The sequence below is a fragment of the Sphingomonas sp. PAMC 26605 genome (assembly GCF_000241485.1).
Lineage (GTDB): Bacteria > Pseudomonadota > Alphaproteobacteria > Sphingomonadales > Sphingomonadaceae > Sphingomonas.
On sequence record NZ_JH584241.1, the window covers coordinates 3,879,397 to 3,904,608 of the forward strand.

A 25,212-nucleotide genomic window follows, 5' to 3' on the forward strand; every position below is an offset into this window, starting at 1 on the left:
AAGACGGACACAGGGGGCACAGGCATGATGACGACGACACCGCGGCTCGAATCGGCGCGCTGGTATGTCGTGCTCGTGCTCGGCCTCGTCTATGCGCTCAACATCGCCGACCGTTATGTCGTATCGACCGTGCTCGAGCCGATCCGGCAGGAATTCGGCCTGTCCGATTCGGGCGTCGCCTGGCTGACCGGGGTGTCGCTCGCCTTCTTCTACATCTTCGTCGGGCTGCCGATCGCGCGTGTCGCCGACCGCGCCAACCGGCGTAACATCGTCGCCGGCGCGATGATCCTGTGGTCGGCGGCGACGGCGGTGCTCGGCCTCACGCAGAATTACTGGCAGTTCCTGCTCGCGCGGATTGCGGTCGGGGTCGGCGAGGCAGGCGGCACCCCGCCCTCGACCTCGATCATCGCCGACAATTTCCCGCGCGGGCGGCGCGCCTACGCGCTCACCATCTATGCGCTCGGCCTGCCGCTCGGCGCGTGGCTCGGGTCGAGCGTGGCGGGGCAGATCGTCGATCATTTCCACAGCTGGCGCGCGGGGTTCCTCGCGCTCGGCATTCCCGGCGTGGTATTCGGGCTGGTCATCCTGCTCACCGTGCGCGAGCCGATCCGCGGCCGCTTCGAACTGTTGACCGAGGACACAGCGCCAGGCGCGACCTTCTTCGACACGTGCAAATTCCTTTGGTCGCAGCGCTCCGCCTGGCACATCAACGCCGCGGGCACGGTGATCTGCCTGTGGGGCTGGGGCCTGCTGTTCTGGACGCAGACCTATTTCGAGCGGGCCTACGGCCTGTCGACCGCCGAGGCGGGGGCGCGGCTCGGGACGATCTATTTCTGGGCGGGCACCGCGGCGACGATCGCCACCGGCGCGATCCTCGCGCTGCCGCAGATGCAGGATCCGAAGCGCATCGCCTATGCGCTCTCAGCGATCGTCGCGCTGTCGACGATTCCGTCGTTCGTCATCTACTGGACGCATTCGCTGAGTCTGGCGACCGCGATGCTGTGGATCGTGGTGCCGGCGATCTATCTCTATGTCGGGCCGACGATGGCGCTGCTGCTCAATTTCATGCCTGCGAACATGCGCGCGCAAGGGATGGCGATAAGCCTGCTCACCGCCAATGTCGCCAATCTGATCATCGCGCCGACCGCGGTCGGCTGGCTGAGCGATACGCTCGCCGGGCGGCTCGGCAGCAATGCCGAATCGCTGCGCTATGCCTTGCTGGCGCTGTCGTTGACCGGCTTCTGGGCGGCGTATCATTACTGGACCAGCGTGCGGACCTATGCTGCCGACGACGCGCGGATCCAGGGGGCGCCCGTTACCGCCTGAGGCAAGCACGAAGGGCCGTGGTCACGCGCCCGCCGTCACCCCGGCCTTGTGCCGGGGCCCACCGTGCCGCGCATGCTACGCGGGAAGCGCGCGTGTCCCGGTGGGCCCCGGCACAAGGCCGGGGTGACGTTGCGGGGATCAGAACTTCACCTTCGCCCGCACCCCGATCGTGCGCGGCCGCGCATAGGTGACGCGCGAACCCGCCTGGTAGATCGCGTAATAGGTCGCGCGCTGGATATCGATCACCTTGACGCCGTCGAACAGATTGTTGCCGAAGATGCCGAATTCGTACTTGCCGATGTCATAGGCGATCGACGCGCTGGCATTGTGGCTCTCGGGGATCACCGCGTAGGTCTGGCTCGCGCCGCCATTGCTCGCCTTGTCGACGATCAGCTTCTTGGTCGTCGGGTCGAGCGTGGTCGAGAAATTGTTGAACGTCGTCTGCTGCGACGAGATGTATTTGTACGTCGCCTGCAGATGCAGCGACCCGCGCCCGAGATCGGCATCGTAGAACGCCCCAGCCGAAGCCGTCACCTGCGGCGAATAGGGCGTGCGGTCGCCGTCGAACGCGCCGACCGTCGGGATATCGCCGCGCGCGCTCGAATCGTTGAACGAGAAGCTGCCGTTGAGCGTGATGTTGGGCGTCGCCTTGACCGCCGCCTCGAGCTCGACGCCCTTGCTCGCGATCTTGCCCTTGTTGTCGGTGAAGAAATACGAGCAATTGAGCCGCAACCGCGTCTGCACGTCGGACCAGTCGATATAATACGCGCTGGCGTTGAGCGTCACGCGCCCACCCGCGAGCTTGGCCTTTTCGCCGATCGTGTAGTTCCACAATTTGTCGGGGCCGAAGGTGTTCGGCGCGGCGCTATAGCCATAGGCATTGAGCTGCGAGGTGCAGCGCCCGGCGAGCCCCGCGGTGCCGAGCGGCACCGGCTGGTTCGCGCCGCCATAGCGGAAGCCCTTGGCGGCTTCGGCATAGACCAGCACGTTTTCGTCGAGCTTGTACGAGACGTTGAAACGCGGATTGACCCCGTTCGACTTGAGCGTCGAGCGGATCGACTGGGTGATCCCGGTCGTGCGCCCCTGCGCGTCCTTGCCGAGCAGCACGCCGAACGCGCCGCCTTCGTAGAGGAAATAGCTTTCCTTGAAGTTGAAGTAGCGCAGGCCCGCGGTCAGATCGAGCCGATCGGTGACGTGCCACGTGCCGTCGGCATAGGCCGCGAACTGGTGTTCGTGGACGTCCTGCAGTCCCGAGAAGATGTCGTTCGAGCTGAACGCGCCGTCGACCGTCTTCGAATCGTACAGGCCGCTCGGCGTCGCGAACGGGCCGAATGCGGCGTTCTGGTAGGACAGCGTGTCGAACCCGGCGACCGGAATGTCCTGAACGAGATGGCGGTTCTGCTTCTCGTAGAACGCGCCGACGGTCCATTTGACAAGTCCATCGTTCTTCGAGACGAGCCGCGCCTCGGCCATGAAATCGTTGAGGTTCTGGTTGATCGTATAGTTCTCGGCCGGGATCAGGCTCGTCACCGCGTGGTTGTAGCTCGCCGGCGGGGCGTAGAGCGGATATTTGCCGGCGCCGGTAAAGGGCGCGTAATAATTGGCGAAATAATAGCCGATCTGCGGATCGGGGCTCGCATTGAAGCCGATCTTGCGGTCGGTATAGGCCGCCGTCACCACCAGATTGGCGAAGCCCGCGTCATAGTCCACGCCGCCGGTGTAGAGCTTGAACAGGTCGCGCGTGCCCTCGGCGCCGTTGCTCTCGTACTGATACGGCTTGAGGCCATCGAGCCCGGTGTTGAGCCCCTTGGCGCGGCTGTTCTCATAGGTGAAGCTGCCATCGACGATCAATTTGTCGGTCGGCGTCCAGCGCACCGCGACGCGGCCCTGAGTCGAGCGGTTGCTGTTGGCGTTGTCGACGCGGTGCTGGCCGATATTGTCGATGAAGCCGCCATCGTCGCCGACGAAGATGTTGCCGCGAACCGCCAGCTCGTCCTTGATCAGCGGGATATTGACCATGCCGCGGACGTTATAGCTGCCGGCACCATGCTCGGTGGTCGATCCGCTCGCTTCGGCCGTGCCGAAGAAGCTCTTCACATCGGGCTTGGCCGTCACGAAGCGCACCGTGCCCGCCATCGAGCCCGCGCCGAACAGCGTGCCCTGCGGGCCGCGCAGAACCTCGACGCGGTCGAGATCATAGACCTTGAGGTCGGGCGTCTGCCCCTGCACCGAGATCGGCGTATCGTCGAGATAGACCGCGACGAGCGGGCGATCCGACGTGTCCGAGGTGACGTACCCGCCGGTCGCGAGACCGCGCAGGTTGAACTTGTTGAACCCCGGCGCGCCTTCGGTGATGACGAGCGAGGGCGTGAATTTGGCGAGATCGGACAGATTGCCCTGCCCCGATTTGGTGATCTGGTCGACGTTCACCACCGACACCGCGATCGGCACCTTCTGCAGCGACTGCGCGCCCGAGCGCGTCGCGGTAACGACGATGTCGTTGAGTTCGTCGCCGTTCCGCGAGGCTTGCGGTGCGTCGGCGGGCGCCTGTTGCGTCGCCGTATCGCCGACCGGCGGCGTAGCGCCAGGCGCAGCAACTGCGATTCCCGGCGCTATCAGCGCAAGCGCGGCGCCCGAGGCCAGCAGCCGCGAGACGATCCGCACCGGACGCACCGCATCGGCACGATCGACAGAAGATTTCAGCACGCGTTCCCCCTTTGCAACAAAGCTGCCCTATCACGCCAGCTCTCGTGCAAAAGCCTCACGGGCTCAAACTTTCGAAGCTGTACCTGATCCCCCGTTTGAAGAAGCTCTCTTGATTCGGACAAACCAGAAAGATCAATAATCGGATAGGGTCATCTAATTTTCGCATCCATGCCGATCGAAGCGCGGCTTGGCAAGCGGTCCGAGCGCCGCCGCGAGCGGCGCGAGCCACGGCTCGAAATGGCGCCACTGTTCAAGGCCATCGCGGAAGATCGGGCGGCGGACCTGCTCCGAGCTCGGCGTACGCACCGTCCGCGCGGTCTCGAAGAAGCGCAGGCACTCCGGCTCGAACGGCAACGCGCAATAGTCGAGCAGGCGCCGGATCTCGCACTCGGGCGCGTCGATCAGCGATTCATAGGCGACGCGGTGGACGCGCCCGGGCAACACCGCATCGAAATGCGCCATCAGCGCGACATAGTCGCGATAATAGGCGCCGAGGTCGGCAAGATCGTAGCTATACGCCTGCCCCCGCGCGAACGCCTGTTTGAACAGCGAGAAGCAGCACGCCATCGGATCGCGCCGGATATCGATGATCCGCGCATTGGGCAGCATCAGATGGATCAGCCCGGTTTGGAGAAAATTGCCGGGGAACTTGTCGACCAGCCGCGCCTTTCCCGCGCGGTGGATCGCGGTCCGCGCAAGATATTCGGCGCCGAGCACGGCGAAATCGGCGTGCGGCACCCGTCCGATCGAGGTCGGATAGCCCGGATGGCGCTCCGCGAGCGCGCGCGCGAGCGCGGTGACGTCGGGAAGTTCGGACGCCCCCTCGACCGCGCTGTGGCTTGCCAAAATCTGCTCGACCAGCGTCGAGCCCGAACGCGGCATGCCGAGCACGAAGATCGGCCCCGGCTCGGGGCAGCCCGCCACGCGGTTGCGCTCGAACAGCGCCGCGTCGAACGCTTCGATCGAATCGGCGACGAAGCGGTGGAACGCGCCCGCATCGTGCGGCTCGAGCGCGCCGCGCGCCGCATTGCCGCGCGCATAATGATCGAACGATTCGGCATAGCGGCCGGCATCCTCGAACGCCTTGCCGAGCGCGAAATCGAGATAGGCGCGGTCCGCCGGATCGGGCGTCGCCGCCATCGGCACTGCGCGCATCCGCGCCACCTCCTCGGCGTCGAAGCGCACGGTCTTTAGGTTGGCGAGACTCCAATACGCCTCTCCGAACCCCGGCCGCAGCGCGATCGCGCGGCGATAGGCCGCGACCGCCGCCGCCTGCTCGCCGACCGCGCGCAGCGCATGCCCGTACGCATGCCAAGCTTCGGCATCGTCGGGCGTCGCAGTGACCAGCGTCTCATACGTGCGGATCGCCGCGGCGGCGTCGCCGAGCTGGAGATGGATCGCCGCCGCGAGCGCAAGCAACGGCGGCAGGTCGGGATACGCTCGCAGCGCCACGCTGATCGCCGCGAGCGCCGCTTCGCCGCGTTCGACGCGGTGGAGCGCGATCGCATACGCAAACTGCGCCGGAATGAAATCGGGCGCCATGCCGCAGACCGGCGCCAACAACGCGGCGACCGCAGCGAAGCGTCCCTGCCGCAAGCCGATATCGGCAAGCAGCCGCGCCGCGCCGATATCGTTGAGGTCGATCCCGAAGCGCGCCTGCAGCGCCGCCCGCGTCGCCGGATCGCCGTGCTCGAAGAACCGCGCGGCGAGCTCGCCGAGCGCGCGGTCGCCGACCCCGCCCGGCACCATCCGCGCCTGCGCCGCGTTCGCCTCGGCGCTTCGCCCGAGCAGCAGCAACTGGTCGCCGAGCGCGTGCCACGCGAGCGACGAGCGCGGATTGGCCCGCGTTGCGCGCGTCAGCGCCGCGGCCGCCGACGCCGCGCCCGCTTCGCTCGCGGCGAGCGCCATGCCGAGTTCATACTGTACCCCCCAGGCATTGGGCTGGCTGTGCGCAAGCGGCACCAGCGCATCGCGCGCCGCGCCATGCCGCCCGTCACGGCGCAGCGCCGCCCCCAGCAGGAAGCGCGCCTCGACAGACCCAGGATCGCGCACCAGCACGCGCCGCGCATGCTCGACCGCGCGGGCGGGCTCGCGCGCCAGCATCCGCCGGGCTTCGCTCAGATCGGATTGCGTGTTCATCCTGTCCAGCAGCTCGGTCCCCGATACGATCGCCGCGATGTACCTGCGCCCGGAAGGGAAATCCATCGATCGGCGGGTCACGGGGGGATCCCACCCAGCCAACAGTGCCGCCCCACCAATTCGCAAGTAACCTTATAATGAATTAGTAAGATTTTCCGATTGAGTCGCGCCGATCCTATGTAAAATCTTACCGCATTTGATAGACCTTTAGCATGAACACCCGGAATGTTCCTCGCACGCTCGCGATCTGCGTGCCACGGCTGACTTTTCGTTTCTTTTCGATCGTCTCCGCTCTTTGTTCACTTGGCGCAGCGCTCACGATGCTAGTGATAGTGACCGGCCTTGCGCGCGATCACGCCAACCTCTTCAGTATCGAAAGAAATATCGAACGCGACAATGCGGCTGGACTTGGCGCCTGCGTCCTTACGCTGGCGCTCTTTTTGATCGACCGCCCGCGCCTCGCCGCACTTTCGGCCGCAATCGTCATGAGTCTGGGCGTCCTGGCGGCGCATGATCGCGTCGGTCTCGTCACCGCGAGCAGCATCTTGGCATATGGCGGTGGCGACATGGCAGGACCGCTGCTGCTGTTCGGCGCGATCTGCCTTCTGCTTGGGCTCGGCGCGAGCATCCTACCGCGGGGTATCGAAGTCGCGTCCTTCTTTCTACTCGCGATCGCGCTGGCCGCCGAAGCGGTCGCGGTGCTGCTGCGCGCGTCGCTACCTGGCAGGTTCGGGCCGGCGCCGCCCGCGGAGGCGATGCTCGCCACGATCGGCATCGCGATCCTCGCGCTGGGGCTGTTCGCCCATGGCGCGCGGCGCGACGTCACGCTCGTGGCGCGGCCGATGCTCTGGCTTGCGCTGCTGCTGGCGCTCACGATCGCGGTCGCCGATCTGCTCGCGCCGCATGACGGTGCGCTGCGCTGCGGCTATGCGCTGGTGGTGGCGGCCGGTGCGGTCTTTCCACGGCGAGCGGTCACCCGGCTGTTCGCGCGCGTCGCGATCGGATTGGTGGTGTTCGGCTTTGCCGTGTCGTGGCGCGGCGCGATGACCAGTGCGGGGGACCTTATCCTGCTCCCGGTCGCGCTGGGCGCGGTCCTGCTGACCTGGGTGTTGGTCGACCGTCTGCTGCGGGCCGAGCAGGCGCGACGCCAGCTCGCACGCGAGATCGACGCGCTTCTCGACCTCACCCGTTCGGACTCGATCGCGCTCGACCTCGCGACGATGACCGTCACCCCGCGGACTCGCACCGCGGCGCTCAGCGACCTCGAGGCGGACGCGCCGCTTGCCTGGCCCGAGTACGTCGCAACCTGCGTCGCCGCCGAGCACCAGGCGGCGATCGCTGCGAGCCCGACCGCCGTTCACGCCGATCAGCCGCCGCCCGCGCTCGATTTCCAGCCGCGGCGCCCGGATGGGGACGGCGGCGACGCAGCGCTGCTCTGGGTGCCGGTGCAGGACGATCGCGGCGTGCTGACGACGTTGACCGGGTTGATCCACGACCGCACGCGCGACACGCACCGCGATCGCGACCCGACCGAATTGGGCGCGCGGCTGCGCACCGCGCAAAGATTCGAATCGCTCGCGCTCCTGTCCGGCGGCATCGCGCACGATCTCAACAATACGCTGGTGCCGGTGAGCATCCTCGCGCCCTTGCTGTTCGATTCGATCGCCGACCCGGCGGATCGGCGCACCGTCGAGCTGATCCTCGATGCGGCACAGCGCGCGCGCGACCTGGCGCGCGACATGCTCGCTTATGCCCGCGACGACCAGCCGGCGTTCGAGACGATCCGCCTCGCCGAGCTGATACAGGCATCATTGCCGCTGCTGCGCGCGCGCATTCCTATGCACATCACGCTCCGCGACGCGATCGTTCCGGTCGCCGCCATGACCGGCAACCAGCGGCAACTCTATCAAGTGATCCTCAATCTGGCGGTCAACGCGGCCGAGGCGATCGACACGCGCGCGGGAACGATCACGATCGGCACCACCTTCGCCGATGCCGACGATATGCAAGCCGCGTCGGTCGGGCTGTTCGTTGCCGACGACGGCGAGGGAATGGACGCGACGCTCATCGAACACGCGTTCGAGCCGTTTTACAGCACCAAACATTGCGACGAAGCGACCGGAATCGGCCTGTCGATCGTCCGCCGCATCGTCCAGCTTCATGGCGGATCGATCGCGGTCCACAGCAACCCCGGCAAGGGCACGCGATTCGACCTGCGCTTTCCGGCCGTGCCTGCAACGCAATCCGCGCCAGACCCCGAGGCAGAAGCGAGGACCCATGCCGAAGCAACTCTACATCGTCGATGACGACGAAGCGGTCCGCGAATCGCTGCTCATGCTGCTGGCGGTGCGCGGCGACTTCACGGTGGAGAGCTTCGCTTCGGGCGACGCCTTTCTCGACGCGACACCGCAGCGCGACGCCGGGATCATCCTGCTGGATCTGCACATGCCCGGGATCTCGGGCCTGGACGTTCTCACCGCGATCCGCCGCGAAGCGCTGCCGTATCTGAGCGTCGTCGTGACCGGCCACGGCAATATCACCGTCGCGGTCGAAGCGATGAAGCGCGGCGCGATCGATTTCCTCGAGAAGCCCTATGATTGGCGGACGCTGCTCGAAACGATCGACCGCGCGTTCGACCGGTTGGGCCGCGATACCGAGGATGCAGCGCGCATCGCCGCCGCGCAGGAGCAGATCGCGCGTCTCGCCCCGCGCGAAGTCGATGTCCTGCACGGGCTGATCGCGGGAAAGGTCAACAAGGTGATCGCGCACGAACTGGCGATCAGCCCCCGCACCGTCGAGGTCTATCGGGCGCATCTGATGAACAAGCTCCACGTCCAGTCGCTGCCCGATGCGCTGCGCATCGCCTTCGCCGCGGGGCTGGTGCATTGAGTACGCGCCCGCGCGGGACGCGGCTAAGCGCGATCGCGCACGAGCTGACCCAGCCGCTCGCCGCGCTCACCAATCTGATCGCGGCGATGCAGATCGCGCTCGACCAGGGAGAACCGGGTGAGTCGATCGCGGCGCTGCTCGCCGGCGCCGCTGCCCAGACCGAACGCGCGCGCGACATCGTCCGTCGGCTGCAGGAGCAGATCGAACGCTGAAGTGATTGGATCGCGGGCCGAAATTCCCGGACAATCGGGGGAAAGATTCGAAGCGCGGATCGTTAAGGACAAGCGTGGCTGCAAAGCACCCTGGGTGTTTGCCGCGCCTACCGACCGCGCTGTAAAATCAATCCCCGGAGACTAGCCATGGCCACCACCCCCGAAACGACCCGCGGCAACGCGGGCGAAACGCACCAGCAGGCGGCCGATGGCGAGCCCGTGCTGACGACCAATCACGGCGTGCCGATTTCCGACAATCAGAACAGCCTGCGCTCGGGCGAGCGCGGGCCGACGCTGCTCGAGGATTTCGTGCTGCGCGAGAAGATCTTCCATTTCGACCATGAGCGCATCCCCGAGCGGATCGTCCATGCGCGCGGCTCGGGCGCGCACGGCTATTTCGAGGCGACCGGCGACATTTCCGATCTGTCCAAGGCGGCGGTGTTCACCAAGGGCGAGAAGACCGAAGTGTTCGTCCGCTTCTCGACCGTTGCTGGCGGATCGGGTTCGGTCGACACGCCGCGCGACGTGCGCGGCTTCGCGGTCAAACTGTACACGCGCGAAGGCAATTGGGATCTCGTCGGCAACAACATTCCGGTGTTCTTCATCCAGGACGCGATCAAGTTCCCCGATTTGATCCACGCGGTGAAGATGGAGGCCGATCGCGGCTATCCGCAGGCCGGCAGCGCGCACGACACCTTCTGGGACTGGGCTTCGCTCACCCCCGAAGCGACGCACATGCTGTTCTGGGCGATGTCCGACCGTACGCTGCCGCGCTCGCTGCGGATGATGGAGGGCTTCGGCATCCATACCTTCCAGCTGGTCAACGCCGAGGGCAAGTCGAGCTTCGTCAAGTTCCACTGGAAGCCCAAGCTCGGCATCCAGTCGACGATCTGGGACGAGGCGCTCAAGCTTCAGGCGGCCGACAACGACTATCATCGTCGCGACCTGTTCGAGGCGATCGATACCGGCAACTTCCCCGAATGGGAGCTCGGCATCCAGGTGTTCGACCAGGCCTTCGCCGACGCGCAGCCCTATGACGTGCTCGATTCGACCAAGCTGATCCCCGAGGACGACATTCCCGTCCGCGTGATCGGTCGAATGGTGCTCGACCGCAACGTCGACAATTTCTTCGCCGAAACCGAGCAGGTCGCCTTCCTGCCGACCAACATCGTGCCCGGCATCGATTTTTCGAACGATCCGTTGCTGCAGGGCCGGCTGTTCTCGTATCTCGACACGCAGAAGTCGCGTTTGGGCACGACCAACTTCCACCAGATCCCGATCAACGCGCCGCGCTGCCCGTTCGGCAACTTCCAGCGCGACGGGATGATGCAGACGCAGGTGCCGAAGGGCCGGGCGAATTACGAGCCCAACAGCCTGGCCGCACATGGCGAGGAAGGTGGCCCGCGTGAGAGCGCGACCAAGGGCTTTGCGACGACCACCGCACCGACCGGCGCGAACGAGACCGGCGACAAGCTCCGCATCCGTTCGGAGACGTTCAGCGACCATTACAGCCAGGCGCGGCTGTTCCTCAATTCGCAGACCGAAAGTGAGCAGGCGCATATCGCCTCGTCGTTCGTGTTCGAGCTGTCGAAGGTCGGGCTGCTCGACCAGGTTCCGCCGCGGATGGTGGCGAACCTGCGCAACGTCGATGAAGCGTTTGCCCAGCGCGTCGCCGACGGGCTCGGCATTCCGCTCCCCGACAAGGCCGAAGCCGCGCGCGAGCCGATCGACATGAAGCCGTCCGACGCGCTGTCGATCCACAAGAACATGAAGGCGACGCTCGAGGGGCGCACCGTCGGCGTGTTGATTGCGGACGGCACAGATGCGGACGAGCTCGAGACGCTCGTCGCGGCGATCACGACGGCGAAGGCCAAGCCCTTCCTCGTCGCGCCGAAGGTCGGCGGCGCCAAGCTGTCCGACGGCTCGCAGAAGAAGGCCGACGGCCAGCTCGCCGGTTCGCCGTCGCAGTTGTTCGACGCGGCAGCGGTCGTGCTGTCGAAGGACGGCACCGCGGCGTTGCTCAAGGAGGGCGCAGCCGTCCAATGGGTGATGGACGCGTTCGGGCACTTGAAGGCGGTCGGCGCGAGCGAGGCGGCAAAGCCTTTGCTCGACAAGGCCGGTGTCGAGGCCGATGAGGGCGTGACGGGTCTCGACGACGGTTTCATCGCCGCCGCGGCCAAGCGCTTCTATGCGCGCGAGCCCAACCTCCGCACCCTCGCCTAAGCGGCGAGGGCCGCGGCCCTCCATCGGGATGCACCTTATGATCGACCCCTTTGCCTATTGGACGCGTGTCATGTCGGCATGGGGGTCGGTCGGTGCGACCGGCGAGCGGCTGAGCGAAACGGCCACAGCGTCGCAGGCGGTGATCGCCTCACGGACCACTACGATCGGTGAAGCGATGCGCTCGCCGCTGAGCGGCGACTATGCCGAGCTTGGGCGGATGGTGCCCGAGAAGCTCGCCGCTTTCTCCGCCTCGGGTACGGCCGGGATGCAGGCGCTGATGGCGCTGCAGGCGGGCTATGTCGCGCAGGCGCAGGAGTTCGGCGCGATATGGCTGCGCGGCCGCCCGCCGACGTTGTTCGAGCTTGCCGCGCTGTCCGAGCGCTCGAGCATGCATGCGCTGACCGCGCTCGAGACGAGCGCGAGGATGGGGCGCGATGTTGTCGCCCCCGTGCACAAAGCCGCGACCGGGAATGCGAAGCGGCTGCGCAAAGCGCAGTAACGCGTCCCGCGTATTCCCTGCGATCATAAAGCGGGATTCCCTGCCCTCCGCCCTCCGTCACCCCAGCGAAAGCTGGGGTCTCCCGACAGTCGGGCGCCACGCCCGCCCCATAGTGACCCCAGCTTTCGCTGGGGTGACGCGTGGTCGGACGCGGCTCGGCTAAAGCCCGACCCCAGCTATCTACAGAGGGCGATCCGAACGCCGCCGCGCCGCGTCCTCAGAAAATCCCCAGGATCTTCTTCCGCTTGCCCGCGCCCTTTTCGGGCGTGCCGTTGCCGACATCATCGCGCGGCTTGCCCTTGGTCGTGCGCTGCGCAGCAGCCGGCTTTGCGGCAAGGATCGGCGCGCACGCCGCGGCTTTCGCATCCCCCACATCGATAAAGGCGAGTAACGCTGCCGGCGGCGTGGCGAGCAGCGCGAGCCCCAGCCCGGTGCCCGCGCGGCCGATCAGGTCGGGGCTGATCACCGAAATACCCGGCTTGGCGAAATGGCCGTTAAGCCCGACCGGCGACTGCGCCGACAAGAGGCTGAACTTCTTGCCGTCGGCGCGGAACGCCAGATCGAGCGCCTCCGTCCCGAAGCTGAACCCGCCGGTCGCGGCGATGACGTTCTTGCTCGTGTCGATCAGGATCGGATCAGCCGCCGCCGCGCCCTTGCGGACGGTAAAGGCGATGAGGCCGCAATTGATCCGCACCGGCTCCTTCAATTTGTCCTGGAACATCTTCTGCACGAAGGTGCCGATGTCGAGCTCGCTCAACTGCACGTTGCGCGTCCAGAAGCTGCCGGCGGGCATCACGAACGCGATCCGCCCGTTCGCGTTGGCGAGCGACTGGTGCAGGCTGTCGCCGCTCCCAACCAACTGCAGTCGCCCCTTGATCGTCCCTGTCGTCCCCGCCTCGGCGACGCCGAACCCGGCAAGCAGCCGCCCCATCGGGGTCGACGCGAGACGAATGTCGTAGCTCGCCTTGGTCGGCCGCCGCCGCGTGTCGAGCACGATGTCCGAGGCGACATTGCCGCGCGCCATCGAGAAGGTCAGCGGCGAGAGCTTGAGCACGCTGTCTTTCAGCGCGAGCGTCAGATCGATGTTCGAAACCGGTACGTTCTTCGAACGGACGACGCCGACGGTCCATTTCAGATCGGCATCGAACGCATGGAGCGCCTCGATGTCGAGCGAGGCATCGGGCAGCAGCCTCGCGGGCGCCGCGCCGGTCGCCGCCGCCGCCGCGCTCACGCCCTTGGCGGCGACGAGATCGGGATTGTAGCCGATGAACGGCGCCATATCGATGATGTCGACCTTCTTGCTCGCAAGCGTCGCGGCGATGTGGATCTTCGGCTCGATATTCTCGACGGTAAAGCGCCCGGCCAGGTCGCTCGCGCCGAAGCGGCCACGCAGATGCGTGAAGGCATAGGTCGTGCCGGTCTTCACCAGCTGCGCCTTGAGCGCATAGGCGCGCGACTGCGGGATCGCGACGCCGATGATGTGGAGCAGTTCCGCCATGTTGCGCCCGCGCGCGGTGATGTCGAGCGGAACATTTTCGATCTCGGCAAGGCTCGGCAGCGTTCCCGCGACATCGATCACGTTGTGCGCCGCGTGCGCGGTCAGCGTCAGCTTGTTGGCGCCGCGCGCGACGGTCTGGTCGGGCGACAGCAGCGCGCCGGTCACGGTGAACGGCGTATCGCGCACCACGCCCTTGCCGCTGAAATCGACCTTGTCGCCGATCTTGGCATCGCTCGACTTGATCGTCGCGAAGTCCAGATCGGCGAGCAGCCGCATCCGCGTATCGCGATAGCGCAGCGTCGTGCCGGCCAGCGTCGCGCGGTCGATGATCGGGAAGGCGAGCGGCTTGCCGCCTTTGGTCTGGCTGAAGGTCCAGCTGTTGGTCTTGTGATCGGGGCTCCATTCGAGATCGACCGCGCCATCGGCAAGGTCGAGGAAATAGAACCGGCGCTTGCCGAACAGCAGCGACAGCGGCGCGATCCGCGTGTCGATCTTCTTGGCCTCGAACAAATTGGGCTTGCTCGCCCAGTCCGGGTTCGAGATCGTCAGCCCTTCGGCCAAGAACTTGATCTGGAAAGGATCGAAGAACAGCTGGAAGTCGCCTTTGACCGTCACGGTCCGGTGCGTCGCCGAGCCGACGACGCGTTCGAAGGTCGGCTTCAGGAAGCGCCCCTTGGTGATGTACAGCACCAGCCAGATCGCAAAGAGGATCGCGACGATGCCGAGCAGCACGTTGCGGACGATTCGCCAGCGGCGTCGCGCCGGCGGCTCGACGGTCGCGCGCGGGGTTTCGGACGTGGCGGCTGCGGTGTCGGTCACGGTCGTTCGGTCTGCATGGCGGGACGCTTCTTGAGTTCGGGCATCTACCCTGGGACTGAACACGGCTTTAGCCGTTGCAACTGAACGTCGCTTGACCGGAAAAGTGCCGTCTCGTCGCACAGCGCTGGACAGGCGCGCAGCGCGCTCGCTAACGGCAGCGCCATGAGTGTCACCGCAACGATCATGAATTCCGCCACCGGCGAGCCCATCCAGAAGATGGTGTTCGGCCGCATGCCCAAGCCTTGGGCGTCCTTCACGCTGACCTCGGGCGAACTCGTCACCGCCGACCGCGTCGATGTCGGCAAACCCGCGCCCGGCAAGTTCGTCGTGCCGGTCTCGGTCTGGGTCACGCCGAAGAAATAAGCGGACCGTGCGTCCGCGTGGTACGTTGGGACGACGACGGATCACGAGGGAATAGCGCACATGGACTATATCAAGCTCGGCTCGACCGGCCTCGACGTTTCGCGGCTGTGCCTCGGCTGCATGACCTTCGGCGTGTCCGATCGGGGCAACCACGCCTGGACGCTCAACGAAGCGACGAGCCGCCCGATCCTGCAGAAGGCGGTCGAATCGGGGATCAATTTCTTCGACACCGCCAATGTCTATTCGGACGGCACGTCGGAGGAGATCGTCGGTCGCGCGCTGAAGGACTTCACGCGGCGCGAGGAGGTCGTGATCGCGACCAAGGTCCACGGCCGGATGCGCCCGGGCCCGAACGGCGCGGGGCTCAGCCGCAAGGCGATCCTGACCGAGATCGACGCCAGCCTGACGCGGCTCGGCACCGATTATGTCGATCTCTACCAGATCCACCGCTTCGACCCCGAGGTCGCGATCGAGGAGACGCTCGAGGCGCTGCACGACGTCGTGAAGGCGGGCAAGGCGCGCTATATCGGCGCTTCGTCGATGTTCGCGTGGCAGTTCGCGACAATGCTCCACACGGCCGAAGCCAATGGCTGGACACGGTTTTCGACGATGCAGGATTATCTCAATCTGCTCTACCGCGAGGAGGAGCGCGAGATGCTGCCGCTGTGCGCGGCGGAAGGGATCGGCGTGATCCCGTGGAGCCCGCTCGCGCGCGGGCGGCTGACGCGCGACTGGGATGACGCGACCGAGCGTTCGGCCACCGACGAGTTCGGCGCGACGCTGTACAGCCATACCGCCGACGCCGACCGCCGCGTGGTCGAGCGCGTCGCCGAGATCGCGCAGGAGCGCGGCGTCCCGCGCGCGCAGATCGCGCTCGCCTGGGTGCTGGCGAAGCCCGAGGTCTCCGCGCCGATCGTCGGCGCGTCGAAGGTCGCGCATCTCGACGACGCGCTGGCGGCGCTCGCGATCGGGCTGACCGAGGCCGAGATCGCGCGGCTCGAAGAGCCGTACGTGCCGCATGCGGTGGTCGGCTTTTCCTGACCTTCTCATTCGTCATCCCCGCGAAAGGGGATCCCGCTGCCTGGCCCGTCAAACACCCCTGTCACCCTCGCGAAAGCGAGGGTCCCGCTTCTTCTGCTCACCGCGGGCCAGAAGCGGGATCCCCGCTTTCGCGGGGATGACGGGGGGAGCGTGGTTGGCCGGGATGAAGAGCGCCGCGAGACGCTACCCCATCGCGCGACGCCGCCATCCGCGTTAGGGCGAGCGCGATGTCCGTTCTCGCCGCCCACGCCCGCGACCTTGAGTCGCTCGGGCAGACCCACCGCCGCCGCGCCCTCACCCCCCGCGCCGGCATCGACTTCGCCTCGAACGACTATCTCGGCCTCGCCGCTTCGCCGCGGCTGCGCGATGCGGTGGCGGCAGCGCTCGCGCGCGGCGTACCGATCGGCTCGGGCGGGTCGCGGCTGCTGCGCGGCAACGATCCCGAGCATGAAGCGCTCGAGGCCGAAGCCGCCGCGGTGTTCGGCAGCGCGGCAGCGCTCTATTTCTCGAGCGGTTTCGCCGCCAACGCCGCGCTGTTCGCCACTTTACCGCAAAAGGGCGACCTCATCCTTTACGACGCCCTCATCCACGCCAGCGCGCATGACGGCATGCGGCTCGCGCGGGCGCCGGCACAGAGCGTGCCGCACAACGACGCGCAGGCGTTCGACGATGCGATCACCGCCTGGCGCCGCACGGGCGGCACGGGCACACCGTGGATCGCGGTCGAGAGCCTCTACAGCATGGACGGCGACCGCGCCCCGCTCGCCGTGCTCGCCGATGTCGCCGCGCGGCATGACGCGATGCTGCTGATCGACGAGGCGCATGCAACCGGCGTGTTCGGCCCCGACGGCCGCGGGCTGGCGGCGGCGCTCGAGGGCCGCGACGATGTCGTCACGATGCGCACCTGCGGCAAGGCGCTCGGCTGCGAGGGTGCTTTGGTGTGCGGGCCAGCGGTCGTCCGCGATTTCCTCGTCAATCGCGGCCGCGCCTTCATTTTCTCGACCGCGCCCTCCCCGCTGATGGCGAGCGCGGTGCGCGAAGGCCTGCGCATCCTCGTCGACGAACCCGCGCGGCGGACGCGGCTGGCTGCGCTGATCGCCCATGCCGAAGCCGCGCTCGAGCCGCTCGGGGCACGCGTCACGGGCTCGCAGATCCTGCCGCTGATCCTCGGCGATGCCGCGGCGACGATGGCGCTGGCGAACCGACTCCAGCGCGCGGGCTTCGACGTGCGGGGCATCCGTCCGCCGACGGTGCCGCCGGGCAGCTCGCGGCTGCGCATCTCGATCACGCTCAACGTCGATTTCACCGATATCGACCGCCTCGCCGCCAGCCTGAAAGCTCTCGCATGATCCCGCGCCTCGTCGTCACCGGCACCGACACCGACATCGGCAAGACGGTGTTTGCCGCCGCCCTCGCCGGGGCGCTGGGCGCCGCCTATTGGAAGCCGGTCCAGGCCGGGCTCGACGACGGCAGCGACGCGATGCGGGTCGCAACGCTGAGCGGCTTGCCCGCGCGCCACATCCTGCCCGAGGCGTATCGGCTCGCTACGCCGTGCTCGCCGCATCTCGCCGCACGGATCGACGGCGTGACGATCGACGCCGATGCGCTCGATCCGCCGCCGCATGACGGCGCGATGGTGATCGAAGGCGCGGGCGGCGTGCTCGTGCCGGTCAACGACACGACGCTCTACGCCGACATCTTCGCGCGCTGGAACTACCCCGTGGTGCTCGTCGCGCGCACCGCGCTCGGCACGATCAACCATAGCCTGCTGTCGATCGAGGCGCTGCGCTCGCGCGGCGTGCCGATCCTCGGCGTGGCCTTTATCGGCGAGCCGGTCGAGGACAGCGAGGCGACGATCGCGCGGATCGGGGGCGTCTGCCGCCTCGGCCGCCTGCCGTTCCTGCCCGCGCTCGACCGCGCAAGCCTCGCCGCCGCGTTCGCTGCGCATTTCTCGCCCGAGGATTTCAAATGACCTCGCCCGTCTGGCATCCCTTCACCCAGCATGGGCTGAACGAAACGATCCCGCGCGTCACGCGCACCGAGGGGGCGTTCCTCTATACCGACGACGGGCGGCGGATCATCGACGCGATCTCGTCATGGTGGGTGACGACGCACGGCCATTGCCACCCCGCGATCATGGCGGCGATCGCCGACCAGGCGGGGCGCATGGACCAGATCATCTTCGCCGGCTGGACGCACGAGCCTGCCGAGACGCTCGCGCACGGGCTGGTCGAGATCATGCCGCCCGCGCTCGAACACGTCTTCTTCTCGGATTCGGGCTCGACCGCGGTCGAGGTCGCGCTGAAGATGGCGCTCGGCTTCTTCGCCAATCGCGGGACCCCGCGCAGCCGCATCCTCGTCCTCGAGCACAGCTATCACGGCGACACGATCGGCGCGATGTCGATCGGCGCGCGCGGGGTCTACAACCAGGCCTATGCGCCGCTGCTGTTCGATGTCGGGACGATCCCCTACCCCGCCGCGGGCGCCGAGCAGGCGACGCTCGATGCGCTCGAGCAGGCGTGCCGCGCCGCCCCGGCCGCGTTCATCGTCGAGCCGCTCGTGCTCGGCGCGGGCGGGATGCTGTTCTATCCCCCTCGCGTGCTCGCCGCGATGCGCGCGATCTGCGCGCGGCACGGCGTGCTGTTCATCGCCGACGAGGTGATGACCGCCTGGGGCCGCACCGGCACGCTGCTGGCGTGCGAACAGGCGGGCATAGTGCCCGACATCCTGTGCCTGTCGAAGGGCCTGACCGGCGGAGCAGTACCGCTCGCAGTGACGATGGCGACCGCGGAGATCTTCGCGGCGCACCGCTCGACCGATCGCTCGAAGATGTTCTTCCACTCGTCGAGCTACACCGCCAACCCGATCGCCTGCGCCGCCGCCAACGCCAATCTCGCGATCTGGCGCACCGAGCCCGTGCTCGACCGCATTGCGAATCTGGCCCGCCGGCAGGCGGCCTATGCGCAACAGCTCGGGCAGCACTCAACCATCCACAACGCGCGCGTCTGCGGGACGATCGCGGCGTTCGAGCTGGCAAGCGCGACCGGTACCTATCTCGACGGTCTCGGACCACGCCTGCTGGCGTTCTTCAAGGCGCGCGACCTCTTGCTCCGCCCGCTTGGCAATACGGTCTATGTCATGCCGCCCTATTGCATCGACGATGCCAGCCTTGCCGAGGTCTATGCCGCGATCGCCGAGGCAAGCGAGACTGCCTGACACCGCTTTTGATAACGCTATTGATAAGCGTTCGCAAATACGCCACTAGGCCCCACGATATCAAAGGGACCTACGAATGAAGCGTTTTGTCATCTCCGCACTGCTGCTGAGCTCCGCCGTCTATGCCGCACCGGCAATGGCAGAAGACCAGGCGGACGAGGACAATGCGATCGTCGTCACCGGTGCCCGCCCGCGCAGCGAGGCGACCGCGGGCACCAAGAGCTCGGCGCCGATCGCCGAGACCCCGCAATCGATCAGCGTGATCAGCGCCGCCGACATTGCCGATCTTGGTCTCTCGAACCTCAACCAGGCGCTGCGCTTCGTCGCCGGCGTCACCACCGAGCAGCGCGGATCTAGCGCCGAAGTCTATGACCAGTTCAAGCTCCGCGGCTTCGACGCGCCGCAGTTCCTCGACGGGCTCAAGCTGATCGGGGGCGCGAGCTACCTGACGCCGCAGGTCGACGTTTCGCGGCTCGACCGGATCGAGGTCATCAAGGGGCCGGCCTCGGTCCTCTACGGCCAGTCGGGCCCCGGCGGCCTCGTCGCGCTGTCGAGCAAGCTCCCCCTCGACAAGCCGTTCTACGGTGCGGTGTCGGGCACCTACGGCACCTATGACCTGTACCGCGCCGATGCCGATGTCGGCGGCAAGATCGGCGATTCGGTGCTGTGGCGCATCAACGGCAGCGTCAACGGCGCGCATACGCAGCAGACTTTCAGCGCACGCGAGCGGCAGACGATTTCGGGCGCGCTGACCTTCACGCTCGACCACGCGACCAAGCTGACGCTGCTCGGCGCCTATTCGAACGACCCGCAGAATGGCAGCTATGGCGTGTTCCCGGCGTCGGGCACCTTCCTGCCCAATCCGAACGGACGCCTGTCGACCTCGACCGACTTCGGCGAGCCCGGCAATTACTTCAAGCGCGAGCAGGTCGCCGCGACCTATATCCTGACGCACGAGATCAACCCCGACTGGAACATCCGCGCGTCGGGCCGCTACCAGCACGGCAGCTCGCGGCTCGGCATCGTCTATGCGGCGGGTCCGCTGGTGGCCGTCGGCAATCCCAATTCGACGCTCTTCAGCCGCGCCTCCTACGCAACGCGCGAGCGCAGCGACTCCTGGGTGTTCGACAATCAGGTCCATGGCCGCTTCGCCACGGGCGCGGTGAAGCACGACGTGCTGTTCGGTGTCGATTACCAGACCGGCAACGCCCGCTCGATCAACGCCTTCGGCTCGGCGACGCCGCTCAACGGCTATACCCCGGTCTATGGCACGATGGTTGTACCGCAGAGCCCGCAAGCCGTGCCGAACAACTTTGGCGTGAACGACAACAAGCCGCGCTCGAACCAGGCTGGCGTCTATGCGCAGGACGAGCTCTCGTACGGCGCGTTGCGCGTGCTGCTCAGCGGGCGGCAGGATTGGGCGTCGGTGCGCACCGGCCCCAACACCGCGTCGCAGGACTCGCAGAAGTTCACCTATCGCGCCGGCGCGCTCTACACGCTGCCGTTCGGGCTCGCGCCCTATGTCAGTTACTCGACTTCGTTCGAGCCCAACGGCACGCTGTCGCAACCCAACGGCGTGATAACCGTCGCCAAGCCGTCCGAGGGCAAGCAGATCGAGGCCGGCGCGAAATATACCGTGCCGGGCACGCAGATCCTCGTCACCGGCGCATGGTTCCAGATCGACCAGACCAACCTCATCACCACCAACCCGCTCACCAACGTCTCGACGCAAAGCGGCCGGGTCCGCTCGAGCGGCGTCGAGGTCGAGGCGAGCGCGCCGCTGCCCTACGGCTTCAACGCCAAGCTCGCCTATAGCCGGCAGAAGGTGCGCACCACCGCCGACGCCAATCCCGCCAATATCGGCGCAGGCATCCTCGGCGTCGGGCGCGGTGGCGTGTCGGGGAATCTCGAATGGGCGCCGCGCGGCGGGAAGTGGCAGGGCTTCGCGATCGGCGGCGCGGTGCGCCATGTCGACAGCATCTATGCCGGTGGCGCCGCGCGGACCAGCACGCCGGGATTCACGCTGGTCGATGCGCTGGTGCGCTTCGATCTCGGGACGATCGCGCCGCGCTTCCAGGGCGTGTCGCTCGGCGTCAATGCCGCCAATGTGTTCGACAAGAAGTACGTCACCACCTGCTATCTCGATTATGCCTGGTGCTGGTACGGCAACCGCCGCACCGTGCAGGGCACGATCGCGTATCGGTTCTGACCGCGCATGCCGCAGCGCATGACCAGCGAGCGCCGCCGGTGGCGCCGGCGCGCCGACGCCGCGCTGCGCATCCTGGTCGCCATGCCCGGCGGCTATGCGGTGGCGAGCCTGTGGGCGATGGCGCTCGCCCGGATTCTGCCGGGCGGGCCGGCGGCGGCGACCATCACCGCGACGCTCGTCGCCTTCGCGCTCTGCGCCGTCACCGCGATGTGGGCGTTTGCTGCGCGGAGCGGCTGGCGCGCTGCGTGGACGACGCTGCTCGGCGGCGGCATCGCCGCGGCGATCGCCTTCGGGTCGATCGCGCTGACGGGGCGCGCGTGAGCAAGGGTTTCCGCCAGAGCCAGGCGACGCTCCACACCTGGTCGGGGCTGCTGGTCGGCTGGGTGCTGTTCATCGTCTTCGTGACCGGCACCGCGGCCTATTGGCGCGAGGCGCTCAACCGCTGGGCGCAGCCCGAACTGCCGCGGATCGAAAGCCCCGCGCGGGTCGTCCGCGGCGCGCAGGCGCTGCTGCAGCGCGAAGCCCCCGACGCCGCGAGCTGGTTCATCACCGTACCCAGCGCGCAATCCGCGAGCGGCAGCGTCTTCTGGGTGCCGGGCGCCGGCGCGCCGCCTCTGCGCAGCGAGACGAGCGCGCTGATCGACGCCAACGGCGCCAAGGTCGTGGCGCGCGCGACGCGCGGCGGCGACTTCTTCTACCGCTTCCATTTCGACCTCCATTACGTGCCCTATTACGTCGCGCGCTGGGTGGTCGGGATCTGCGCGATGTTCATGCTTGTCGCGATCCTCAGCGGGATCGTGACGCACAAGAAGATCTTCCGCGATTTCTTCACCTTTCGCGGCGGCCGGGGCCAGCGCTCGTGGCTCGACGGGCACAATGCCGTCGCGGTGCTCGGCCTGCCCTTCCATCTGATGATCACCTATACCGGGCTCGTCACGCTGATGACGCTGCTGATGCCGTGGGCGGCCATCGCCAATTACAGCGACCCGTTCAGCTTCGGCCGGTTGCTCTATCCCGACGCTCCGGCGGCAGCGCGCGCGAACCGGCCGGCCCCGCTGGTCGATCTCGCCACAGTGCTGCGTGATGGCGAACGGCGGCTCGGCGCGCGGGTCGACATCATCAGCGTGACCGCGCCGGGCGATGCCGCAGCGCGGATCCTGCTGTCGCAGAGCACGCACGGCACGCTGTCGAGCCTGACGCCGCGGCTCAGCTATGACGGCGTGTCCGGCCGCCTGCTCTGGGCCTCCGCACCGCCCGGCGCGACGATGGTGACGGCGGGCGCGATGATCGGCCTTCATGCCGGGCGCTTCGCCGACAGCGCGATCCGCTGGGTCTATTTCCTGTGCGGGATCGGCGGATCGGTGATGGTCGCAAGCGGGCTCGTGCTGTGGAGCGTCAAACGCCGCGAGAAACTGCCCGATCCGGCGCGCCCGCCTTTCGGTTTCCGGCTGGTCGAGCGGCTCAACATCGGCTTCGTCGCGGGCTTTCCGGCGGCGATGGTCGGCTATTTGTGGGCCAATCGCCTGCTGCCGCTCGCGCTACCGGCCCGCGCCGAAGCCGAGATCAACGCGATGTTCGTGCTGTGGGGCGCGTTGCTGCTCCACGCCTTCCTCCGCCAGCCGCGTCGCGCCTGGGTCGAGCAGCTCGGGCTCACCGCGGCGCTACTCGTCGCGCTGCCGCTGTTCGACATCGTCGCCACCAGTCGCGGATTGCCCGCGACGATCGCGTCGGGCGATGCCACCTTGGCGGGGGTCGATCTGACGCTGCTCGCGCTCGGGCTCGGCTATGCCGCGATCGCGCGCCGCATCCACCGCCACGCCCCCGCGATGCGCCGGTCACGCAGCCGGGCAACCGCATGACCGCGTTGCCCTTCCTGCTCTCGGCCTTCGCCTTCCTGCTGTTCGGGCTGGCGACCGACCAGCATCACGGCAAGCGCCTGCGCCGCCCCTGCCCGAGCCGCCGCAGGGCGGCCTTGCGCGCGGGGGCCTGTACATGCCTGGCGCTCGGCTTCGCGCTGTCGCTCGGGGTCTGGGGTGCGGTGTTCGGGCCGATCGGTTGGGCCGCGAGCGTGATGAGCGGGGCGGCGCTGGCGTTCGGCGGCCTGAATTTCGTGCCGCTGCGGCGGCCGCCGTCGCGCCAACCGAGCGACTTTCGCGGCCCGCCGAGACGACCCGCGACGGCTCAGACGATCAGCCGGTCCGCCAATTCCGTCAACGATCCGACGGAGAAATCCCAGTCCTGCGCCGCCGCGCGATCGGGCTTGGCCGCCCCGCCCAGTTCCATCGGCCGATCGACATAGGCCGTCGCCAGGCCGCATGCGCGTGCGGCGGCGAGATCGCTGTGATGCGCCGCGACCAGGCACAGTTCGGCGGGCGCGATGCCCAAGATATCGGCAGTGCCGAGATAGGCCTGCGGCAGCGGCTTGTAGACCCCGGTCGCCTCGGCGCCGAGGATCGCGTCCCATGGCAATCCGCCGTAGCGCGCGAGCGCCAGCATCAGCGCGACATTGCCGTTCGACAGCGTGACGATCGGGAAGCGCGTCTTGAGCCGGGTCAGCCCGGCGACCGAATCGCGCCACGGATCGAGCCGCCGCCACGCCAGCGCAAGGTCGGCGCGCGTCGCCTCATCCAGCGCAACGTCGAGTCGGTCTAGCAGTGTGTCGAGCGTCTCGCGGTTGAGCAGGTCGAGCCGCGTATAGGACCGACGCCCCGAGCGGCATTCCTCCATCGCCGGTTGATACAGGGCGCGCCACGCGTCGGCGAAGCGCGCCGGGTCGATCTCCGCGCGCCCAATCTTCGCGAACACCGCGGCCGCCTCGCGGGCAATGCTCGTCCGCCAATCGACGACCGTCCCGAATACGTCGAAGGCGAGCGCCCTGATCACTAGCCGCCGACGATCTCGCGCAGCGCCTCGGCGAGCCCACGCGTTTCGGCCTCGGTGCCGATCGTCATGCGAAGCCCATTGCCCAGACCCTGCCCCGGGAGCCAGCGCACGATATAGCCGCGGCCGAGCAACGCCTTGTACGCGGTCTCGGCACTGACCGCGCCTTCGAACAGGACGAGCAGGAAGTTCGCTTCGCTCGGGACGACGCGTAAGCCCGCATTGCCGAGCTTGCCCATCTCCTGCGCGAACCACGCGCGCCATTCGCGATTGTGCTCGCGCGAGGCGGTGATGAAATCGGCAGCGCCGAGCGCCGCGATCGCGGCCTCCTGGCCTGCGGTGGTGCAGCAGAACGGCGCGCGGATGCGGTGCATCGCGGCGATCGCCTCCTCCGGCCCATAACCCCAGCCGATTCGCTCGGCGGCAAGGCCGTGGATCTTCGAGAAGGTGCGCGTGACGATGACGTTCGGCGCGGTGCGCGCGAGGTCGAGACCGCCGTCATCGTCCTCGGGGGCGAGATATTCGGCATAGGCCTGGTCGAGCACGAGCATCACCTGCGCGGGAAGCCCCGCATGGAGCCGCGCGATCTCTTCCTTGCGGGTGAAGGTGCCGGTCGGATTGTTGGGATTGGCGACGAACACGACGCGGGTCCGCTCGGTCACGGCGGCGAGGATCGCATCGACGTCGGTCGCATAATCGCGGTCGTCGGCGGTGACGAGCGTCGCGCCGACGCGGCGCGTGGCGATCTCGTAGACCGCGAAGCCGTAGCGCACCTGGATGATCTCGTCGCCCGGCCCGGCATAGGCGCCGGCGATCAGGTGGAGCACTTCGTCCGAGCCGGTGCCGTAGATGACGCGTGCCGGGTCGAGATCGTGATGCGCGGCGATCGCCTCGCGCAGCAGCCCCGCGCCGGCATCGGGATAGCGCGCCAGATCGGCGGAGTGGCGGGCGAAAGCCTCGACCGCCTGCGGGCTGGTGCCAAGCGGATTCTCGTTCGACGACAGCTTGATGACGGGCGCCCCGCCCTCGCTCGTCGAGCGGCCGGGCACGTAGGGGGCGATGGCCATGACCCATGGCTTGGGTTGGGGTGCGTTCATGGGGGCGCGTTAGCGGGGAATGGGCGACACTTCAAATCCTCCCTCGCGCAGCGGGGGAGGGGGACCGCTCGGCTTCTTCAGCCGAGGGGTGGAGG

Annotated in this window: 21 protein-coding genes; 15 read left to right on the forward strand and 6 right to left on the reverse strand. The window is 67.6% G+C overall.

Annotation, left to right across the window (positions count from 1 at the left end; all coding sequences use genetic code 11):
• Positions 1 to 24: 24 nt before the first annotated feature.
• Positions 25 to 1,326, forward strand: coding sequence for a spinster family MFS transporter (locus RH90_RS18025; protein ID WP_010187727.1), 1,302 nt, complete (start codon positions 25 to 27; stop codon positions 1,324 to 1,326).
• Positions 1,327 to 1,464: 138 nt separating this feature from the next.
• Here the strand turns inward: RH90_RS18025 and RH90_RS18030 are convergent, their stop codons facing one another.
• From RH90_RS18030 to RH90_RS24005, 3 genes are all read right to left on the reverse strand, one after another.
• Positions 1,465 to 4,032: a TonB-dependent receptor gene (locus RH90_RS18030; RefSeq protein ID WP_010187728.1), complete on the reverse strand. Its 2,568-nt coding sequence runs from the start codon at positions 4,030 to 4,032 to the stop codon at positions 1,465 to 1,467.
• Between the two features lie 153 nt (positions 4,033 to 4,185).
• The gene (locus tag RH90_RS18035; RefSeq protein ID WP_010187730.1) at positions 4,186 to 6,237 is read right to left on the reverse strand and encodes a sulfotransferase; all 2,052 of its coding nucleotides are present in this window, start codon (positions 6,235 to 6,237) and stop codon (positions 4,186 to 4,188) included.
• Positions 6,238 to 6,494: 257 nt separating this feature from the next.
• On the reverse strand, positions 6,495 to 6,683 hold the full coding sequence (locus RH90_RS24005; RefSeq protein WP_198283419.1) for a hypothetical protein: 189 nt from the start codon (positions 6,681 to 6,683) through the stop codon (positions 6,495 to 6,497).
• On the opposite strand from RH90_RS24005, the gene RH90_RS22175 reads away from it, so the two are divergent.
• The 5 genes from RH90_RS22175 to RH90_RS18060 all read left to right on the forward strand — a co-directional run bounded on the left by RH90_RS22175 (position 6,657) and on the right by RH90_RS18060 (position 11,994).
• Complete coding sequence (locus tag RH90_RS22175) at positions 6,657 to 8,477, forward strand: two-component system sensor histidine kinase NtrB (protein ID WP_198283420.1); 1,821 nt, start codon at positions 6,657 to 6,659, stop codon at positions 8,475 to 8,477. The genes RH90_RS24005 and RH90_RS22175 overlap by 27 nt on opposite strands.
• Complete coding sequence (locus RH90_RS18045) at positions 8,449 to 9,060, forward strand: response regulator transcription factor (protein ID WP_010187732.1); 612 nt, start codon at positions 8,449 to 8,451, stop codon at positions 9,058 to 9,060. Before RH90_RS22175 ends, RH90_RS18045 begins: the two co-directional genes overlap by 29 nt.
• The gene (locus RH90_RS18050) at positions 9,057 to 9,272 is read left to right on the forward strand and encodes a sensor kinase two-component system (RefSeq protein WP_010187741.1); all 216 of its coding nucleotides are present in this window, start codon (positions 9,057 to 9,059) and stop codon (positions 9,270 to 9,272) included. Before RH90_RS18045 ends, RH90_RS18050 begins: the two co-directional genes overlap by 4 nt.
• Before the next feature lie 147 nt (positions 9,273 to 9,419).
• A complete protein-coding gene (locus RH90_RS18055; protein WP_010187742.1) occupies positions 9,420 to 11,495 on the forward strand; it encodes a catalase in 2,076 nt (691 codons plus the stop codon).
• A 37-nt stretch (positions 11,496 to 11,532) separates the two neighbouring features.
• Positions 11,533 to 11,994 carry a hypothetical protein gene (locus RH90_RS18060; protein ID WP_010187743.1) on the forward strand — a complete coding sequence of 154 codons (462 nt, stop codon included), beginning with the start codon at positions 11,533 to 11,535 and terminating at the stop codon, positions 11,992 to 11,994.
• Between the two features lie 217 nt (positions 11,995 to 12,211).
• On the opposite strand, the gene RH90_RS18065 is transcribed toward RH90_RS18060, so the two are convergent.
• Positions 12,212 to 14,311, reverse strand: a complete 2,100-nt coding sequence (locus RH90_RS18065; RefSeq protein WP_010187744.1) for an AsmA family protein — start codon at positions 14,309 to 14,311, stop codon at positions 12,212 to 12,214.
• A 162-nt stretch (positions 14,312 to 14,473) separates the two neighbouring features.
• On the opposite strand from RH90_RS18065, the gene RH90_RS18070 reads away from it, so the two are divergent.
• The 9 genes from RH90_RS18070 (at position 14,474) to RH90_RS22705 (ending at position 23,439) form a co-directional block, all read left to right on the forward strand.
• A complete protein-coding gene (locus RH90_RS18070) occupies positions 14,474 to 14,674 on the forward strand; it encodes a hypothetical protein (RefSeq protein WP_010187745.1) in 201 nt (66 codons plus the stop codon).
• Positions 14,675 to 14,734: 60 nt separating this feature from the next.
• Complete coding sequence (locus RH90_RS18075; RefSeq protein WP_010187746.1) at positions 14,735 to 15,715, forward strand: aldo/keto reductase; 981 nt, start codon at positions 14,735 to 14,737, stop codon at positions 15,713 to 15,715.
• Between the two features lie 227 nt (positions 15,716 to 15,942).
• The gene (locus tag RH90_RS18080) at positions 15,943 to 17,064 is read left to right on the forward strand and encodes an 8-amino-7-oxononanoate synthase (protein ID WP_010187747.1); all 1,122 of its coding nucleotides are present in this window, start codon (positions 15,943 to 15,945) and stop codon (positions 17,062 to 17,064) included.
• A complete protein-coding gene (bioD, locus tag RH90_RS18085) occupies positions 17,061 to 17,687 on the forward strand; it encodes a dethiobiotin synthase (protein WP_010187748.1) in 627 nt (208 codons plus the stop codon). The genes RH90_RS18080 and bioD overlap by 4 nt, the downstream gene beginning before the upstream one ends.
• Entirely contained in the window at positions 17,684 to 18,931 is a 1,248-nt protein-coding gene (locus tag RH90_RS18090) for an adenosylmethionine--8-amino-7-oxononanoate transaminase (RefSeq protein WP_010187749.1), read from the forward strand. Before bioD ends, RH90_RS18090 begins: the two co-directional genes overlap by 4 nt.
• A 76-nt stretch (positions 18,932 to 19,007) precedes the next feature.
• A complete protein-coding gene (locus tag RH90_RS18095) occupies positions 19,008 to 21,140 on the forward strand; it encodes a TonB-dependent siderophore receptor (RefSeq protein WP_010187750.1) in 2,133 nt (710 codons plus the stop codon).
• An 18-nt stretch (positions 21,141 to 21,158) separates the two neighbouring features.
• On the forward strand, positions 21,159 to 21,461 hold the full coding sequence (locus RH90_RS18100; protein WP_157134623.1) for a hypothetical protein: 303 nt from the start codon (positions 21,159 to 21,161) through the stop codon (positions 21,459 to 21,461).
• Positions 21,458 to 22,999: a PepSY-associated TM helix domain-containing protein gene (locus RH90_RS18105; protein WP_010187752.1), complete on the forward strand. Its 1,542-nt coding sequence runs from the start codon at positions 21,458 to 21,460 to the stop codon at positions 22,997 to 22,999. Before RH90_RS18100 ends, RH90_RS18105 begins: the two co-directional genes overlap by 4 nt.
• Positions 22,996 to 23,439 (forward strand): DUF3325 domain-containing protein, encoded by a 444-nt coding sequence (locus RH90_RS22705; RefSeq protein WP_010187753.1) that lies wholly within the window; start codon positions 22,996 to 22,998, stop codon positions 23,437 to 23,439. Before RH90_RS18105 ends, RH90_RS22705 begins: the two co-directional genes overlap by 4 nt.
• Here the strand turns inward: RH90_RS22705 and RH90_RS18110 are convergent.
• On the reverse strand, positions 23,322 to 24,023 hold the full coding sequence (locus RH90_RS18110; RefSeq protein ID WP_010187754.1) for a haloacid dehalogenase type II: 702 nt from the start codon (positions 24,021 to 24,023) through the stop codon (positions 23,322 to 23,324). The two genes, RH90_RS22705 and RH90_RS18110, sit on opposite strands and share 118 nt — an antisense overlap.
• On the reverse strand, positions 24,023 to 25,117 hold the full coding sequence (gene hisC / locus RH90_RS18115; protein ID WP_029625440.1) for a histidinol-phosphate transaminase: 1,095 nt from the start codon (positions 25,115 to 25,117) through the stop codon (positions 24,023 to 24,025). Before hisC ends, RH90_RS18110 begins: the two co-directional genes overlap by 1 nt.
• Positions 25,118 to 25,212 lie beyond the last annotated feature (95 nt).

What these genes read in the sequence shown, in the direction of transcription:
- RH90_RS18055 (WP_010187742.1), top strand. Translation starts at nt 9,420, where the DNA reads ATGGCCACCACCCCCGAAACGACCCGCGGCAACGCGGGCGAAACGCAC.
- RH90_RS18095 (WP_010187750.1), top strand. Translation starts at nt 19,008, where the DNA reads ATGAAGCGTTTTGTCATCTCCGCACTGCTGCTGAGCTCCGCCGTCTAT.
- RH90_RS18070 (WP_010187745.1), top strand. Translation starts at nt 14,474, where the DNA reads ATGAGTGTCACCGCAACGATCATGAATTCCGCCACCGGCGAGCCCATC.
- RH90_RS18045 (WP_010187732.1), top strand. Translation starts at nt 8,449, where the DNA reads ATGCCGAAGCAACTCTACATCGTCGATGACGACGAAGCGGTCCGCGAA.
- hisC (WP_029625440.1), bottom strand. Translation starts at nt 25,117, where the DNA reads ATGAACGCACCCCAACCCAAGCCATGGGTCATGGCCATCGCCCCCTAC.
- RH90_RS18035 (WP_010187730.1), bottom strand. Translation starts at nt 6,237, where the DNA reads ATGGATTTCCCTTCCGGGCGCAGGTACATCGCGGCGATCGTATCGGGG.
- RH90_RS18080 (WP_010187747.1), top strand. Translation starts at nt 15,943, where the DNA reads ATGTCCGTTCTCGCCGCCCACGCCCGCGACCTTGAGTCGCTCGGGCAG.
- RH90_RS18025 (WP_010187727.1), top strand. Translation starts at nt 25, where the DNA reads ATGATGACGACGACACCGCGGCTCGAATCGGCGCGCTGGTATGTCGTG.
- RH90_RS18060 (WP_010187743.1), top strand. Translation starts at nt 11,533, where the DNA reads ATGATCGACCCCTTTGCCTATTGGACGCGTGTCATGTCGGCATGGGGG.
- RH90_RS22175 (WP_198283420.1), top strand. Translation starts at nt 6,657, where the DNA reads ATGAGTCTGGGCGTCCTGGCGGCGCATGATCGCGTCGGTCTCGTCACC.
- RH90_RS18075 (WP_010187746.1), top strand. Translation starts at nt 14,735, where the DNA reads ATGGACTATATCAAGCTCGGCTCGACCGGCCTCGACGTTTCGCGGCTG.
- RH90_RS18090 (WP_010187749.1), top strand. Translation starts at nt 17,684, where the DNA reads ATGACCTCGCCCGTCTGGCATCCCTTCACCCAGCATGGGCTGAACGAA.
- RH90_RS22705 (WP_010187753.1), top strand. Translation starts at nt 22,996, where the DNA reads ATGACCGCGTTGCCCTTCCTGCTCTCGGCCTTCGCCTTCCTGCTGTTC.
- RH90_RS24005 (WP_198283419.1), bottom strand. Translation starts at nt 6,683, where the DNA reads ATGCGCCGCCAGGACGCCCAGACTCATGACGATTGCGGCCGAAAGTGC.
- bioD (WP_010187748.1), top strand. Translation starts at nt 17,061, where the DNA reads ATGATCCCGCGCCTCGTCGTCACCGGCACCGACACCGACATCGGCAAG.
- RH90_RS18100 (WP_157134623.1), top strand. Translation starts at nt 21,159, where the DNA reads ATGACCAGCGAGCGCCGCCGGTGGCGCCGGCGCGCCGACGCCGCGCTG.